At 72.7% G+C, this 13,355-nt stretch carries 9 protein-coding genes; 5 read left to right on the forward strand and 4 right to left on the reverse strand.

Annotation, left to right across the window (positions count from 1 at the left end; translation table 11 throughout):
- The first annotated feature begins 163 nt into the window (after window positions 1-163).
- Genes ACZ7LK_RS00165 through ACZ7LK_RS00185 form a run of 5 tightly spaced genes read left to right on the forward strand, consistent with a single transcriptional unit; the run spans window position 164 to window position 7,261 of the window.
- Window positions 164-1,411: a hypothetical protein gene (locus ACZ7LK_RS00165; protein WP_392274401.1), complete on the forward strand. Its 1,248-nt coding sequence runs from the start codon at window positions 164-166 to the stop codon at window positions 1,409-1,411.
- Between the two features lie 35 nt (window positions 1,412-1,446).
- Complete coding sequence (locus ACZ7LK_RS00170) at window positions 1,447-2,994, forward strand: methyltransferase domain-containing protein (RefSeq protein ID WP_392274402.1); 1,548 nt, start codon at window positions 1,447-1,449, stop codon at window positions 2,992-2,994.
- A 10-nt stretch (window positions 2,995-3,004) separates the two neighbouring features.
- Window positions 3,005-3,379, forward strand: a complete 375-nt coding sequence (locus ACZ7LK_RS00175) for a DMT family transporter (RefSeq protein WP_392274403.1) — start codon at window positions 3,005-3,007, stop codon at window positions 3,377-3,379.
- A gap of 25 nt (window positions 3,380-3,404) precedes the next feature.
- Window positions 3,405-5,624 (forward strand): CDP-glycerol glycerophosphotransferase family protein, encoded by a 2,220-nt coding sequence (locus ACZ7LK_RS00180; RefSeq protein WP_471137674.1) that lies wholly within the window; start codon window positions 3,405-3,407, stop codon window positions 5,622-5,624.
- Window positions 5,621-7,261: a glycosyltransferase family 2 protein gene (locus tag ACZ7LK_RS00185; RefSeq protein ID WP_471137675.1), complete on the forward strand. Its 1,641-nt coding sequence runs from the start codon at window positions 5,621-5,623 to the stop codon at window positions 7,259-7,261. Before ACZ7LK_RS00180 ends, ACZ7LK_RS00185 begins: the two co-directional genes overlap by 4 nt.
- A 28-nt stretch (window positions 7,262-7,289) precedes the next feature.
- Here ACZ7LK_RS00185 and ACZ7LK_RS00190 read toward each other — a convergent pair whose 3' ends face one another.
- From ACZ7LK_RS00190 to ACZ7LK_RS00205, 4 genes are all read right to left on the reverse strand, one after another.
- Window positions 7,290-9,521, reverse strand: a complete 2,232-nt coding sequence (locus ACZ7LK_RS00190; protein WP_471137677.1) for a bifunctional glycosyltransferase/CDP-glycerol:glycerophosphate glycerophosphotransferase — start codon at window positions 9,519-9,521, stop codon at window positions 7,290-7,292.
- 125 nt (window positions 9,522-9,646) lie between these two features.
- Complete coding sequence (locus ACZ7LK_RS00195; RefSeq protein ID WP_469464998.1) at window positions 9,647-10,528, reverse strand: carbohydrate ABC transporter permease; 882 nt, start codon at window positions 10,526-10,528, stop codon at window positions 9,647-9,649.
- A complete protein-coding gene (locus ACZ7LK_RS00200; RefSeq protein WP_471137679.1) occupies window positions 10,525-11,877 on the reverse strand; it encodes a carbohydrate ABC transporter permease in 1,353 nt (450 codons plus the stop codon). The genes ACZ7LK_RS00195 and ACZ7LK_RS00200 overlap by 4 nt, the downstream gene beginning before the upstream one ends.
- Window positions 11,878-11,881: 4 nt before the next feature.
- The gene (locus ACZ7LK_RS00205) at window positions 11,882-13,246 is read right to left on the reverse strand and encodes an ABC transporter substrate-binding protein (RefSeq protein ID WP_392274409.1); all 1,365 of its coding nucleotides are present in this window, start codon (window positions 13,244-13,246) and stop codon (window positions 11,882-11,884) included.
- Window positions 13,247-13,355: the final 109 nt, after the last annotated feature.

Here is a 13,355-nt window from a genome sequence, read left to right on the forward strand (position 1 = left end):
TTACGTGCCCCCGTGGGCCATACGTGTGATTCGGCGATTCGCCCCGACGCGACAACGCCCACACGACACCCATGCGGTGAACTTCCGTGCGGCTTAAGTACGCTTATAGGTGCTTCGCTACGTGTGGTCGGTATTGCTACGTTCGGCCACCATGAACGTCCGAATGTCGTCTCTGTCCTGGGACGTACGGAAAGCCCGGATCGTCGTCATCGTCGTCGCGGCAGTCGCGTTCGTCGCGAAGACGGCGCTCGCGGCGCACACGCGCGGGCCCGCCGACGTGCGGTTCTTCTGGGGCTTCGCCCGGGCCATCGCCCGGACGGACCCGGTGCGCATCTACGCCGAGCCGCTGCCGTGGCTGCCGGTCTACAACCACCCGCCGCTGGCGAGCTGGATGCTGCTGGGGCTGGAGTGGCTGGCGCAGCACGGGGTGCCGTGGCGGCCGCTGATCCGCTTCCCGGCCTGCCTGGCCGACTTCATCACCGTGCTGCTGGTCTTCGCGATCGTACGGCGGCGGGCCGCCCGGCTGCGCACGGCGGTGCTGTGCGCCCTGGGCGCGGCGCTGTGCCCGGTGCTCGTGGCCACCTCCGGCTACCACGGCAACACCGACTCGGTCGCCGTGATGTTCGCGTTCGCCGCCGTCCACCTGCTCGTCGACCGGAGCAGGCCGGTGGCGGCCGGGCTCGCGGCGACGCTGTGCGTCAGCGTCAAGCTCATCCCCGTCGTCGCGGTGCCGCTGCTCTTCGCCGCCGCCTGGCGCACCGGGGGCCGCCCCGTCCTGCTGCGGTTCACCGCCGCGGCCGGGGCCCTGTTCCTCGCCGTGTGGGGGCCGGTGATCGCGACCGTACCGGGCGGGCTGAAGGCGAAGGTGCTGGAGTACGCGGGCGGCAACTTCAGCTTCTGGGGCATCGTCCGCTTCGCCCGCTGGGCGGGCGTGCCCGAGCCGTACGTCCAGCTCCTGCGCGGCGACGGCCACTTCCTGATCGTCGCCGCCATCATGGCCGTCGGCGTCTGGCTGGCCTGGCGGCGCCCGGCGGACGCCCCGCTCGCCGTCGCCGTCACCCTCGGACTGCTGCTGTTGCTGAGCACCGCCTCGGGCGTGCAGTACCTGGCGTGGCCGGCGGCCGGGCTGTTCGTCGTCGGCCTGTGGCAGGGCCTGGCGTACGCGGTCGTCGTCGGCTCCGTCGCCGCCTCGGTCTACTCCGGGCAGCGCCCGGTGCACTGGACGGACACCGAGATGGCCTTCGGCGCCCTGGGCTGGGCCGTCCTCGCCGTGTGCGTGGCCTCCGCGCTCCACGCGGCCCTCGCCGCCCGTCCCCGGCCCGCTCCCACGACCCCGCTCCCACCCGCCCGCCAGGCCGCCGCCGCGCCCGCCCCACCGGCCGCGAGCCCCGCACGGCACCCCGCCGACTGACCTGCCCCCGACCCCCCGCGAGAGTGGAGAAGCCCGTGACGGAAGGCCAGAGCAGCCGAAGCAGCAGCCCCAGGATCGGGATCCTGGTGGTGGCGTACAACGCGGAAGCGACGCTGGAGAAGACCCTCGACCGGATCCCCGCCGACTTCCGGCCCAGGATCGCCGAGATCCTCATCCTCGACGACGCCAGCCACGACGCGACGTTCACCGCCGGCTGCCGCTGGTCCCAGCTCGACGGGATGCCGCCGACCGTCGTCATGCGGCACACCAAGAACCTCGGCTACGGCGGCAACCAGAAGGCCGGGTACGCGCTCGCCGCCGAGCGCGGACTGGACATCGTCGTCCTGCTGCACGGCGACGGGCAGTACGCCCCCGAACTGCTGCCCCGGATGGTCGAACCCCTCGAACGCGGCGAGTGCGAGGCGGTCTTCGGGTCACGCATGATGCGCCCCGGGGACGCCCTCCGCGGCGGCATGCCGTTCTACAAATGGCTCGGCAACCGCGTCCTCACCCGCTTCGAGAACCGGCTCCTCGGCTCGGACCTCACCGAGTTCCACTCCGGCTACCGGGCCTACCAGGTCGACGCCCTGCGGCGGCTGCCCATCGACCGCAACACCGACGCCTTCGACTTCGACACCCAGATCATCGTCCAGATGGCCGACGCCGGCATGCGCATCCGCGAGATCCCCATCCCCACCTACTACGGCGACGAGATCTGCTACGTCAACGGCATGCGCTACGCCAAGGACGTCGTCAAGGACGTCCTGGAGTACCGGCTGGCGAAGAAGGGCTTCGGGACCTGCGGGTGGATCCCCAAGCCCGTCGAGTACGCCTTCAAGGAGGGCGACGGCTCCTCCCACGCCGTCATCCTGGACCGGATGCGCGACCTGCCGCCCGGCCGCGTCCTCGACGTCGGCTGCTCCGGCGGCGTGTTCGCCGGGCACCTCGAAGCCCTCGGCCACACCGTCACCGGCATCGACCGCGTCGAGGTCGAGGGCGTACGGGACAGGTGCTCCGGCGGCTTCTTCCTCGCCGACCTGGAGGAGGGCCTGCCCGACGGCATCGGCGAGGGGTACGACTACGTCGTCGCCGGCGACGTGATCGAACACCTCTCGCGCCCCGAACGCCTCCTCGCCGAACTGCGCGGCGCGCTCCGCCCCGACGGACACGTCCTGCTGTCCGTACCGAACTTCGGCCACTGGTACTCCCGGCTGCGCGTCGCGCTCGGCATCTTCGACTACGACCGGCGCGGCATCCTCGATGAGACCCACCTGCGGTTCTTCAGCCGCGCCAGCCTCCGCCGCACCGTGCGCGCCGCCGGGTACGACGTGCTGTCCATCGTCGCCACCGGAGCGCCCTTCTGGTCCGTGCTCGGCCGCGGGCCGCTGTCCCGGGCGCTCGGCGGGACCTCCCGGCTGCTGACCCGCCTGCGGCCCACCCTCTTCGGCTACCAGTACGTCGCACTGCTCACCCCGCATGCGGCGCGGACGATCATCGCTGGGGAGCACATCGATGTCCAGGACATCCTCAACCGTCAGTTCGTCCCCGACGACACCACCGCGGCCGACCGCGTCGGCGTGTGAGAGGCGGACGTTGACCCTGCCCGGTTTCACCCTGCTGCTGTTCGCGGTGTTCTCCTCCGCCGCCGGCCAGATCATGCTCAAGCACGGCATGGAGACCGCCGCCACCGCCACCGGCAAGACCGGCGGCTCCCTGGCCGTACGCGCCGCGACCACCCCCTGGGTGATGCTGGGCCTCGCCGTCTTCGCGATCTCCGCCGTCGCCTGGATGTCCACCCTCGCCCGGGTCCCGCTGTCCATCGCGTACCCCTTCAACGCCCTCGGCTACCTGCTGATCGTGCTCGCCGGCTCGACGCTGCTGCACGAGCGGACCTCGGTGTGGACCTGGGCCGGCTCGCTGCTCGTGGTGGCCGGCCTCGTGACGGTCTTCCTCGGCCAACGGAACTGATCCACTTCAGAAGGACCGAACGCCCATGCCCGCACTCAGCGTCATCGTGTCCGGCCACGCGCCCCTCGGCCGGCTCCGCGCCTGCCTGGACGGCGTCACCGCCCAGACGCCGCCCGACCTCGACATCGTCGTCACCGTCCCCGACACCGACGGCCCCGCACGGGCCCTGGCCACCGTCCACGAACTGCGCGACCCGCGCGTCACCGTCGTGCCGGTCGCCCCCGACGCGCCCGCCGCCACCGCCCGGGCCGCCGCCGCCCACGCCGCCACCGGCGCGTACCTCCAGTTCCTCCACCCCGCCACCGACCGGCTCCCCGACGGTGCGGCCGCCGCTCTCACCGCCCGCCTCGGCACCCTCCGCGACGCCCCGGACGTCCTGCTCATGGACCACCACCACGCCCACTGGTGGGACGACGCCGTGCCCAGCGGCTCCACCGACCTCCTCGCTGGCACCGGCCCCACCACGCTCGCCGACCGGCCCGCGCTGCTGGACGTCGCCCCCCACCTCGGCAACCGCCTCATCAGCGCCCGGCTCCTGGCCGAACACCCCGACCTGACCGGCACCGAGGGCCACGACGAGCTGTACCTCTCCTACGCCGTCCTCCTCCTCGCCCGCCGCATCACCACCTGCACCACCGTCGGCCTCGTCCGCCACAAGGACCGCCCCGCCCAGCGCCGCGCGGCCGGACCCGAGCAGCACTTCGCCGCCTTCGGCCAGTACGAACGCCTCCACCAGCTCGCCCACGCCGCGTCCGCGCCCCCCGCGCTGCGCGCCCGGCTCTACGACCGGATGGTCGGCGACTACCTGGCCACCCTCGCCCGGCGCGACGAACTGCCGCCCGCCCTGCTCGCCGACTACTTCCGGCACGCCGCCCGCCACACCGCCCGCTTCCGCCCCGAGGGCCACCAGCGCCCCGGCGGCCTCGACGGCGTCCGCCACGTGCTCCTCGGCCGCGGCGCCCACCTCGGCTACCGGCTGCTGCGCATCGCCAACGACAAGCGCCGCTCCGCCGCCGGCACCGCGGCCACCCGCGCCGAACGGCTCGCCGCCGCCCGCGCCCGCCACCGCTACCAGCGCCGGCTGCGCCGCGGCATCGACCAGGACCTCGCCGTCTTCTCCGCGTACTGGGGCCGCGGCGTCCACTGCAACCCCGCCGCCATCGCCGCCGAACTCGCCGAACTGGCCCCCGACATCCGCCAGGTGTGGATCGTCGAACCCGGCCGCGTCCCGCTGCTGCCGCCCGGCACCGACCACGTCCTGCCCGGCACCCCCCGCTACTGGGACGTCCTCGCCCGCGCCAAGTACCTGGTCAACAACGTCAACTTCCCCAACGGCGTCGTCAAGCGCCCCGGCACCGTCCACCTCCAGACCCACCACGGCACCCCGCTCAAGCGGATGGGCGTCGACCAGCGCGACCACCCCGCCGCCGCCCAGGGCCTCAACCTCGACGCCCTCCTGGAGCGCGTGGACCGCTGGGACTACAGCCTCTCGGCCAACAGCTACTCCACCGAGACCTGGCAGCGGGCCTACCCCGCCGGCTACCGGTCCCTCGACTACGGCTATCCCCGCAACGACGTCCACTACCGGGCCACCGCCGCCGACGTCCGCGCCGCCCGCGCCCGGCTCGGCATCGAACCCGGCCGCCGCGCCCTGCTGTACGCGCCCACCCACCGCGACCACGAGCCCCGCACCCGCTGGACGCCCCGCCTCGACCTGCCCCGCCTCGCCGACGACCTCGGCGACGACACCGTCCTGCTGGTGCGCGGCCACTACTTCCACGACCGGCTCCCCGGCCCCCGCCACGACCGCGTCCTCGACGTCACCGGCTACGAGCCCGTCGAGGAACTCGCCCTGGCCTCCGACGGGCTCATCACCGACTACTCGTCGGTCATGTTCGACTACGCCAACCTCGACCGGCCCGTCGTCCTGCTCACCGACGACTGGGAGACCTACACCGCCACCCGCGGCGTCTACTTCGACATCACCGCCGAACCGCCCGGCCACGTCACCCGTGGCCAGGACGAGCTCACCGAGGTCCTGCGCGACGGCACCTGGTGCGACGAGGCCGCGGCCAAGCAGCGCCACGACTTCCGGCTGCGGTTCTGCGAGTACGACGACGGCCGGGCCGCCGAACGGGTCGTCCGCCGCGTCTTCCTCGGCGAGGGCGAGGAGAGCCTGCCGCCCGTCCTGCCCCTGGAGCGGCGCACCCCCGCCCCCACCCCCGAGGAGGCCACGCTCCGATGACCGCCGCCCCCGACGTGACCGTCACCGTCATCGTCCACAACGACGCCGAACGGCTGCCGCGCGCCGTCGCCTCCGTACGCGCCCAGACCCACCGCGACATCGAGATCGTCATCAGCGATGACCACTCCACCGACGCCACCCCGCGGGTCGCCGCCGAACTGGCCGCCCAGGACGACCGCATCCGCGTCCTGCGGCTGGAGCGCAACAGCGGCGGCTGCGGCACGCCCCGCAACCGCGCCCTGGAGACCGCCCGGGCCCCGCACCTGATGTTCCTCGACAGCGACGACGAACTCCCGCCGCGCGCCTGCGAACTGCTCCTCGCCGCGCTCACCGGCGAGGACGCCGACTTCGCGATGGGGGCGGTCGAGCGGGTGCGCACCGACACCGGGGACGTCTCCCCCTGGATGGCCCACCTGTTCGCCCGGCGGCGCACGGTGCGGGGCATCGCGGAGGAGCCCCGGCTGCTGTTCGAGCCGCTGTCGACCAACAAGATGTACCGCAAGGAGTTCCTGGACCGGCACGCCCTCCGCTTCCCCGAGGGCGTGCACTACGAGGACCAGCTCTTCTCCGCCCGCGCCTACACCCTGGCCCGTGCCTTCACCGTCATCACCGAACCGGTCTACCGCTGGTACATCGCCCCCTACGCGACGGCCGACGCCGCGACCATTTCCAACCGGCGCCACCTGATCACCAACGTCCGCGACCGGGTCACCATCGCGCGGCTGATCGACGACTTCCTGGCCGGGCAGGGCGTGCCGGACGCGGTACGGGAGGAGAAGGACCACAAGTTCCTCTCCCACGACCTGCGCCTGTACGCCGGTGACCTGCCCTACCGCGAGCCCGGCTGGGTCGAGGAGTTCGCCGCGGAGGTCCTGCCGTACCTGGACGGACTGTCCGCCGCCGCCTTCGCCCGGATGCGCAGGGACGAGCGGATCGTGCTGGGCCTGCTGCGGGAGCGGCGGTACGAGGAGGCCCGGCTCGCCGCCCGGGGCCTGACGCACCCCGTCGGGCCGCGCGAGACGGTCACCGACGGGCGCGGCCGCACCTACTGGGGGAGCGCCCTGCCGCGCACCGGGGCCGGGCGGGACGACCTCGACCTGACGGAACTGGACCTGGCGGGCTGCCCGTTCGGGTTCGCCCGGTTCCGGCACGAGATCACCCGGGTCGCCCGCGCCGACGGCGGCGCCGTGGACCTGGAGGTACGCACCTACGACCCGGGGCGGCGCCTCCCGCTGGCCCCGCTGCCCGCGCGGCTGCACGTCTCGCCCGCCGGGCGGCGGCTGACCGTGCCGCTGCGGATGGACCCCGCGGGGCGGGGCGTCTTCGAGGGCGCCGTCCGGCTCGACCCGGCCGCCGCGTCGCTGCCCCTGCACGGCTTCCGGGGCGTGCGGCACCCCGTCCTGGGGGTCACCGACGGGCGCTCGGCCCACACCGGGGTGCTGCTCGCCCCGCTGGACTTCGCGCCCTTCGAGGTGGCCGGAGCGGGGCGGCACCGCGTCATGGTGGAGCCGGAGGGCCGGGACGCGGGGCGGCTCCAGCTCCGCTGGCGGCCGGGCGGGGCGATGGGCCGGCTGCTGGGACCCGTCGTGCGGCAGGGCCCGGTCCGCCGGGCCGCCAAGGCCCTGGTCGGCCCGTAGCGCCCGGGGGCGCGCCCCGTGCCGGCGCTCAGCGCGGCGTGGGGAACAGGGCCTGACCCGCCCCGTCCATCGACGGGGCGGGGCGGCGCTCCTCCAGCGGGACGACGGGCGGCAGGGCCGCCGGGTCCTCGCCCAGGAACAGGTGCCGCACCACCCGCTCGGCCGCGTACCCGTCGTCGTACGGACAGAAGCGCGCCCGGAACGCGGCCCGCAACTGCGCGGAGCGCGAGCCGCGCCAGTGGCCGCCGGCGAAGATGTCGATCAGCTCGTCCTCGGTGCGGGCGACCGCGCCCGGCGGGAAGGCCCGCAGGTCGAAGTAGGTGCCGCGGGCCGCGTCGTACGCCGCCCAGTCCTCGGTGTGCACCACGATCGGCCGGTCGAGGCCCGCGTAGTCGAACATCAGCGACGAGTAGTCCGTCAGCAGCGCGTCCGACGCCAGGCACAGGCTCTCCACGCAGGCGTGCCCGGACACGTCGATGATGCGGGGGTTGCCGTCCGTGGCGAACGGAGCGCCGTGGGTGGGGTGGGCGCGGGCCAGGATCACGAACCGGGGGCCGAGGGCCAGCAGCAGCCGTTCCAGGTCCAGCAGCCGTGGCTGCGGGCGCACGTAGTCGCGGTGCGTGGGGGCGTAGAGGATCGCCGTGTGCCCCTCGGGGATGCGCAGCGACTCGCGCAGCAGGGCCACGTCGGTGGCGGTCGCCCGCTGGAAGACGTCGTTGCGCGGCGAGCCGAACTCCAGCACGCGGTACGCGGCCGGGTAGACCCGCTCCCACACCAGGCTGGAGTGGCGGTTGGCGGACACCAGGGCGTCCCACTTGTCGATGTTGCGCAGGAGCTGGGCGAAGTCCGTGTCCCGCGCGGCCGCCGGCCGGTACTGGAGGTCCAGGCCCATGTGCTTGAGCGGGGTGCCGTGCTGGGTCTGGATCAGGAGCTGGCCGCGCCGCTTGACCAGCCGCCGGTCGAAGTTGACGTTGTTGACCAGGTATTTGGAGCGGGCCAGCGCGGTCCAGTACGCCGCCGACCCCGGGCGCAGCCGGCGCGTCGCGGGCGGCACGGTGTGGGCGTGCTCGGGCGCGCACACCCAGGCGGTCCGCACCCCGGGGGCCAGCTCCCGCACCCGCTCCTCGATCGCGGCCGGGCTGCACGCGTACCCCCGGTTCCAGTACGCGGCGAACACCGCCCGGTCCTCGCGCACCGGCAGGCAGAGCTGGATCCGGTAGTGGAGCTGGAGCAGGGCGCCCCGCACGGCCCGGGCGGTCCACGCGGCCCACCGCACGGCCCGCTTCAGGTACCCGCGGGCGGCCGTGATCGCCCGGTAGGTGCGGTGGCTGCCGAACCGGACCAGGGCGTGCCGCAGCCGGGTCGTGGCCTTGGGGGTGGCGCCGCGCGTGCGGAAACGGCGGTAGTGGCGGCGGGCGCGGCGGAAGAAGTCGGCGCGGGTGCCGCGCGGCAGGCGGCCGGGCGCGGAGAAGACGGAGGTGAAGTGGTCGGCCATGCGCCGGAACAGCACCGGCCGCCAGCGGGCCAGCTCGGGACGGGCGTCGATGAACGCGAAGACCCGCTCGTACTGCTCGAACAGGTCGAAGTGCCGGGGGCTGGTGGTGCGCAGGATGGAACCGGTGCGGCGCTGGCGGTAGTGCACGCACACCCGGTCGAGGGTCGCGATCGACCCGGCGGCCATCAGCGCCGGGTACGTCCACGGGGTGTCCTCGTAGAACCCGGGCGGGAAGGTGAACCCCTCGCGCTCCAGGAACTCCCGCTTGTACGCCTTGTTCCACACCACCATCAGCACCTTCAGCAGCCCCGGCCGCTCGGTCAGCGGGAAGGGCGCCGGGCCGGCCTCGGAGAGGTGGCTGCGGAACTCGTGGCGCACCGCCTCCCCCGACCAGTAGACGCGGGCGTAGTCGTACACCAGGAGGTCGGGCGAGCCGGTCTCCTTGAGGCGGTCGGCGACGGCCTGGAGGGCACCCGGTACGAAGGTGTCGTCACCGTCCAGGAAGAGGACGTAGTCGCCGGTCGCCCGGGCGAGCCCGGCGTTGCGGGCGGGCCCCAGCCCGGCGTTCTCGGGCAGGTGGACGGCGACGACCCGGCGGTCCCGGGCGGCGAACTCGTCGATCACCGCCCCGCAGCCGTCGGGCGAGCAGTCGTCCACGGCGATCAGCTCCACGTCCTCGAAGGACTGGGAGAGCACCGACTCCAGGCACTCGTGCAGATACGCCTGGACCTTGTACGCGGGGACGATGACGCTGAACCGGGGCATGGCCCGGGAACGTCGGATGAACCGACCGGGTTACGCCCGCCGTGGCATACGGGGGATCCGGTGGCTCACCCGTACCGCAGCGGCACGCGTCCGGTCGCCCCGCCCGGACGCGTCCCGCCCGGCGGTCACTTGACCGCGCCCGCCATGACCCCGGAGACGAACTGCCGCTGGAAGGCGAAGAACACGGCGAGCGGGATCACCATGGACACGAACGCACCGGGCGCCAGCACGTCGATGTTGTTGCCGAACTGCCGCACCTGCTGCTGGAGCGCCACCGTGATCGGTGGCGACTCGGAGTTGGCGAAGATCAGCGCGATCAGCATGTCGTTCCACACCCACAGGAACTGGAAGATGCCGAGCGAGGCGATGGCCGGGCCGCCGAGCGGCATGACCACCCGTACGAACAGCCCGATCTCGCCCGCCCCGTCCAGCCTGGCGGCCTCCAGGAGCTCCCGGGGGATCTCCGCGAAGAAGTTCCGCAGCAGGAAGATCGCGAACGGCAGGCCGAAGGCGACGTGGAAGAGCACCACACCGAGCGTGGTCTCGAAGATGCCGATCACGCCGAACAGTTTCGACACGGGCACGAGCGCCACCTGCACGGGCACCACCAGGAGCCCCACCACACCCAGGAACCACCAGTCGCGGCCCGGGAACTCCATCCACGCGAAGGCGTACCCGGCGAGCGAGCCGATCACCACGACCAGGACGGTCGCGGGCACCGTGATCAGGACGGTGGCCAGGAGGGAGTCCGTGATGGTGTCGTTGCGGAGGATGCTCGCGTAGTTGGACGTGGTGAGCTGGGCCGGGGCGGTGAAGACCTGCCACCAGCCGCTCGCGTTGATGTCGACCGGATCGCGCAACGACGACACCAGCAGGCCGACCGTCGGCATCAGCCAGAACAGCGCCACCACGACGAGGAAGACCCGCATGGCGCCACCGCCGGCCCCGGCGGCCAGACGCGCCCCGAGCGACCGCTTCGCCTTCACGACCGTACCGGTGCCGCTCATCGCCGCGTCTCCCTTCGCATGCGCCGGATGTTGAAGAGCATCACGGGGATCACCAGCAGCAGCAGGAGTACGGCGATGGCGCTGCCCACACCGAGGTGGGCGTCCGTGCCGAACGAGGACCGGTAGAGCTGCAGCGCCAGGACGTTCGCATCGTCCTGCACCGAACCGGGCGCGATGATGAAGACCAGGTCGAAGATCTTCAGTACGTTGATCATCAGCGTGACCAGGACGACCGCCAGGACCGGTGCGAGCAGCGGAACGGTCACCCGGCGGAAGACCTGCCACTCGTTGGCACCGTCCACGCGCGCCGCCTCCAGCAGCTCGCGCGGCAGCCCCGCCAGCCCCGCCGCGATCAGCACCATCGCGAAGCCCGCCCACATCCACACGTAACTGCCGATGATGGCCGGTGTGACCAGGGCGGGGCCGAGCCAGTCGACGCCGTTGTACGGCTCGTGGAAGTTGCTCTCCGGGAGCCGCAGGCGGGCGCCGTCCGCCTCCTCGGGCAGCGAGAACGAGCCGTCGGCTCCGGCGGTCGCCGTGGCGATGACCCGGCCGTCCCGGACGGCCTCCACCTTCAGGCCCTTCAGGCCCAGCTCCTTGGCGTCGACGGCGTTGGGCGTGCCGCCGCCGCCCCGCGAGAAGTCCAGCCAGGCGGTGCCGGTGACCTTCCCGGCCTCCGGTGCCGCCGCCTTCGCCGGCCGCGCGTCACCCGGCATCCTGGCGGGCGCCACACCCACCAGCGGCAGCTCCACCGGGGTACCCGCCCGCACCGGTTCCTTGGTGATGAACGCGCCTCCTCCCGCCGGCCGGAGCGGATGCACCGGCAGCGGGCGCGCCCCCGGGTACCCGGCGGACTCGGAGAACGTGTCGTGCACGCCCACCCAGACGGCGTTGGCGATGCCGCGGTCGGGGTCCTGCTCGTACACCAGCCGGAAGATGATGCCCGCGGCGAGCATCGAGATCGCCATCGGCATGAAGACGATCAGCTTGAACGCCGTGCCCCAGCGGACCCGTTCGGTGAGGACCGCGAAGATCAGGCCGAGCACCGTGGCGACGGTCGGCGCGACCACCACCCAGATGGCGTTGTTCCTGACGGCGGTGAGGATGGTGTCGTCGGTGAAGATCTCGACGTAGTTGTCGAGCCCGGCGAACGAACTGCCGGACTGGTCGAAGAACGACCGGTAGACCGAGTACCCGATCGGGTAGACCACGAGCGCGCCCAGCAGCACCAGGGCGGGCAGCAGGAACGCTGCCGCGACGAGTGTGCGGGTGCCGGTCACGCTCTTGCGCGTCCCAGGGGGAGCGGGGGGCTCCGGTCGCGCCGCGCCCCCCGCCGTCGCCGCGGCCACCGCGTCAGCTCTTGAACGCCTTGGCCGCGTCGGTCTCCAGCCGCTGCTGGATCGCCGCGATGTCCTTCGGGTTCTTCAGGAAGTCCTGGAGCGCCTTCCACTCGCCCTTGCCGGGCGTGCCGCCGAACGACTGCGGCATCTGGTCGGACATGTCGAAGCGGAAGTCGTCCCCGGCCGCGATCAGCGCCTTGGCGATGCCGCGCTGGACGTCGTTCGGGTACGCCGCCACGTCCATGGCCTTGTTGGGCGAGAGGAACCCGCCCTCCGCCGCCCAGATCTTCGCGGCGTCCGGGGAGGCCAGATAGGTGAGCAGGGCCTGCGTGGCGGGCTTGGAGGTCAGCCCCACCGCCACGTCGCCACCGGTCACGACGGGAGCCTCCGAGCCCACGGCGGGGAACGGGAACACCTTGGCGTCCTTGCCGATCTCGGCCTTCGTCTGGGCGATGTTGATCGACACGAAGTCGCCCTCGAAGACCATGGCGGCCTTCGGCTGGTCACCGCCGGTGAAGGTCTGGGTCACCGACTTGGGGAACTCCGTCTGGAGTGCTCCGTCCGCGCCGCCCGCGATCAGGTTCGGCTTGCCGAAGAGCTCGGCGAGCGTGGTGAGGGCCCGGGTGACGGACGGGTCGGTCCACTTGATCTCGTGCTTGGCCAGTTGGTCGTACTTCTCCGGCCCCGCCTGGGAGAGGTAGATGTTCTCGAACCAGTCGGTGAGGGTCCAGCCGTCCGCACCGCCGATCGACACCGGGGGCACGCCGGACGCGGAGATCGTCTCGGCCGTCGACAGGAACTCCTTCCACGTCTTCGGCTCCGAGGCGCCCGCGTTGTCGAACACGGCGGTGTTGTACCAGACCAGCGACTTGTTGGCGGCCTTGAAGTACACCCCGTACTGGGTGCCGTTCACCGAGCCGAGGTCCTGCCAGCCCTTGGAGAAGTTCTTCGCCAGCTCCGCCTTGGCGGCGGCGCCCAGCGGCTTGGCCCACTTGCGGTCCACGGCCTGCTTGAGCGCCCCGACCTGCTGGAGCATGGCCACGTCCGGCGGGGAACCACCCGCGATCTTCGTGCCGATGTAGTTGAGCATCGCGTCCTGGGTGGGGACGTAGGAGACCGTCGCGCCGGTGCGCTTCTCGAACTCGTCGAGAACCTTGGTGAAGGCCTTCTGCTCCGGGCCGGTCCAGACGGCCACGACCTGGACCTTCTGGCCGTCCAGCTTGGGGAGCCCGACCGTGGGGGAGGCCTCCTGCCCCGTGCCCTCGGTGGGACGGGACCCGCCCGACCCGCCGTCCCCGCCCCCACAGCCGGCCAGCGCCAGAGCGCCGGCCACCGCCATCGCCGTCACGGCCCCGCGTGTACGAAGAGTTCTGCGCATCACTGCCCCGTCTCTCCTGTGCCCGTGCTCGTCCCGTGCGATCAGGTCTACGCCCGGCGCACGGGCGTCGCAATACCGCCTTGCGGGCCGAGTGGGTGATCGTGATGCG

It is taken from the genome of Streptomyces sp. NPDC039423 (genome assembly GCF_055598725.1).

Excerpts from the sequence above, each read along its gene's own strand:
- ACZ7LK_RS00165 (WP_392274401.1), top strand. The coding sequence starts at position 164 with ATGTCGTCTCTGTCCTGGGACGTACGGAAAGCCCGGATCGTCGTCATC.
- ACZ7LK_RS00180 (WP_471137674.1), top strand. The coding sequence starts at position 3,405 with ATGCCCGCACTCAGCGTCATCGTGTCCGGCCACGCGCCCCTCGGCCGG.
- ACZ7LK_RS00185 (WP_471137675.1), top strand. The coding sequence starts at position 5,621 with ATGACCGCCGCCCCCGACGTGACCGTCACCGTCATCGTCCACAACGAC.
- ACZ7LK_RS00190 (WP_471137677.1), bottom strand. The coding sequence starts at position 9,521 with ATGCCCCGGTTCAGCGTCATCGTCCCCGCGTACAAGGTCCAGGCGTAT.
- ACZ7LK_RS00195 (WP_469464998.1), bottom strand. The coding sequence starts at position 10,528 with ATGAGCGGCACCGGTACGGTCGTGAAGGCGAAGCGGTCGCTCGGGGCG.
- ACZ7LK_RS00205 (WP_392274409.1), bottom strand. The coding sequence starts at position 13,246 with ATGCGCAGAACTCTTCGTACACGCGGGGCCGTGACGGCGATGGCGGTG.